This window comes from Acinetobacter nectaris CIP 110549, assembly GCF_000488215.1.
Classification (GTDB): domain Bacteria; phylum Pseudomonadota; class Gammaproteobacteria; order Pseudomonadales; family Moraxellaceae; genus Acinetobacter; species Acinetobacter nectaris.
On the sequence record NZ_KI530718.1, the window covers coordinates 1 to 3,024 of the forward strand.

Here is a 3,024-nt window from a genome sequence, read left to right on the forward strand (position 1 = left end):
AGTCGCAACAAGAGTATCTGACATTATTAGAACGTTTGCATACATATGCAGATAAGCCCACAGAAACGACACAACAAACGTTATGTATTTCAGAACATGTATACTTACGTATTACTGTGCCAAAGCAAGCCAGTGAAACGCAGTGGGTTGAGCTACAGATTTCAAGTGCACGTGCCGAACGACGTGCAAAAGCATGGCTTCATTATTTATTGTGGCTGCAGTATTTAAACCTTGATGAGCAAGGCAAAGACTATCGTTATATTGTTGTATTTAGTGATCAGACCATTACGTATGAAGGGGTTAGTTCAGCACAGGCAAATATCTTTTTGAAACATTGGTGGAGTCTATGGCAACACGCACTGAAGACCCCTGTTGTTTTGCCTGCCGCACTCTTGCTCAAACCTAGTGAAAGAAACAAACAGCCTGAATGGGCAGAAGAAAATGGTTTAGATGAAAAAACTTGGCAAACACTTTCTAAACATTGGAATGACCCACAAAAATATAGTGATGCATTCTCTGCAGGTGAGGATAAAGCATCGAAGTATCATCAAGATTGGCAATTTATTTTGCAGGAACAAGATGCAAGTATTTTATTAGAAAATCATTGTCGTGAATGGGCGTATCGCCTATATGCGCCCATTTATGAATATTTGAATGTTGATGAATAGTTGAAAAGGAAAACATTGTGAAACCAACTGTACGAGAAGTATCTTTTCAACCCATTCAAGATATTCAATTTCAAGGGCTACATTGGATAGAGGCTTCGGCAGGCTCAGGAAAAACCTTTACACTGTCTAGTCTTCTTGTGCGTATTTTGCTAGAAAAGCACTTGCCTAAACAAGTTGTAGCAACCACATTTACACGTGCTGCTGCCGCTGAGTTGAAACAACGTATTCGTATGCGCTTGGTTGAAATACATCAATTCTTTAAGGAACGACAAGGATTTGATGATCAAGCAAATATTGAGCATTTCAAGCAACTTAAGGTAGAGGGTGCAGACCCATTAAAAATTGTTTTATTAGAAAAATTTTCTACACAAGTAGCTTATGCATGTAGTCGTTTACAATTGGTTTTAGAGCAATTAGATGAGTTGTTTGTGGGGACACTCGATAGCTTTAGTCAAAAGTTATTGCGAGAGTTTGCATTTGAAAGTGGTAAAATTGAACGAATTGATATTACTGATCAGTCAAAGCAGTATACCGAGCAACTCATACATGATGTGCTGCGTGAATGGCTACAAAAACAGTCACAACAACAAGTAGATTGGTTTTATATGAGTGGTCGTCTAAAGCCAACTCATCAGTATATAAAAATTGTAGAAGATGCACTGAATTTTACCAGTGCATACTTTAAGCCTGTACAGCCTCCAAAAATAGAAGTAGACCAATTTTTAAAGTTACGAGACAAGCTACGAAATTTGAGCTTTGCTCACTTATCGTCTTACTACTTGGCAGATGGTAATTTTTTCCCAACTGTAAGCAAAACAATATTTAGACAAAATAGCTTTACTGTCTTATTTGAGCAAATTATTCCTGAGGCCATAGAACGTATTTTAAAAGAAGATGGGCGCCACTTCTTTTTAAAAGAATTTACAGATGCACGTACAACACTTGAAAAGTTTGTGAAGAACATTCAAGACGGTAAGGTTTTTACCAAGAAATGCGCTGAACAAGATGCAACACGCTTCTATACAGATGAAGCATTACAAAAATTGGTCGATGTATTGGCACATACACAGCATATGGAAAGTGCGCTTGTAGAAACGGAAGGTTATCTGAAATACCATTTATGTGAACAAGTGAAACTGCGTTTACCTGCACTCCTCCAGCAACAGGGTGAAACTACGTTTGCGCAGCAAATAAAAACTTTGTCTGAAGCACTACAAGGGGAGCAAGGTGAGCACTTTGCAGCTTTTGTTCAGACCAGCTACCCACTTATTTTGGTTGATGAATTTCAGGATACCAACCAAGAGCAAGACAACATGCTTGCCAGCATTTGGCGTGCACCTACGAGATACGAAAAAGGATGCATGATCATGGTAGGCGATCGTAAGCAAGCCATTTATGGATTTCGTGGTGGAGATATGCTTACTTTTATTCGTGCATATCATGATGTTATTTCTAAAAAAGGACATTTCTATCGTTTGAAGTACAACCATAGAACCATTCAGCCATTGGTTGAAGCTGTTGATGCACTTTTTATGCAACATCCTGACTTTGGTGAACACGTCATTTATGAGCCTGTAGAAGCTGGCACACGACCACACCCACAACTTATTGACGGGAAAGAGCAAAATCCAACCCCATTACGTTGGTTGCATATAGAAAGTGAAGTGCAGCCCGAAATTCAAGTTGCATGGAAAATATCTACGCTGTTACAGCAAAGTCAGCAAGGTCAATTATATTTATCAAAAGATCATTCAAATACTCCGATCATTGCAGATGATATTGCTGTGTTATCTAAAAATCATGATGGCTTAGACAAAGTACAGTTTGAGCTAGAACGTTTAGGTATACGAGTAAACCGACCCTCCAAAAGAAGTGTTTTTGATGGCTTACTTGCACAAGATGTTGCAGCAGTGCTCATAGCAATAATGAACCCTTATGATGAAAAGAAGGTAAAACGTGCTTTGCTTAGCCGAATGTTGGGCTACACACTTACAAATTTAAATGAGTTTGAACGTCAAACAGATGGTTTAGGACAATTCATTTCGGTCTTTAGTGAAATTCGTGAAATTTGGTTTGAACGCCACTTTTTAGCAGCATGGCAATATTGTTTACGGTATTTTGATGTATGGCGTAATTTAGTTCGCTTTGATAGTCGAGACAATGAAAGAAGTGTTGTTAACTTAAGACATTTATCAGACCTACTCAGTCAGCATAGTGGGAAGTATCAAGGGCCCAAAAACCTACTGAATTGGTACTTAAAACAAGTCGCTTCACCGAGTGACCGAGAGTGGGAACTAGAGCGAAGTCTATCTACCGATGCAGGCATACAGTTGATGACGATTCATCAATCGAAAGG

1 protein-coding gene and 1 pseudogene are annotated in these 3,024 nt (G+C 38.9%); both read left to right on the forward strand.

The genetic code is table 11. The features are described 5' to 3' along the window. Nucleotides 1-668 (forward strand): annotated as a pseudogene (locus tag P256_RS13290) (exodeoxyribonuclease V subunit gamma); the annotation flags it as partial. Nucleotides 669-685: 17 nt separating this feature from the next. After that, on the forward strand, nt 686-3,024 hold a 2,339-nt coding region (locus tag P256_RS06425; protein WP_023272877.1), incomplete at its 3' end, for a UvrD-helicase domain-containing protein.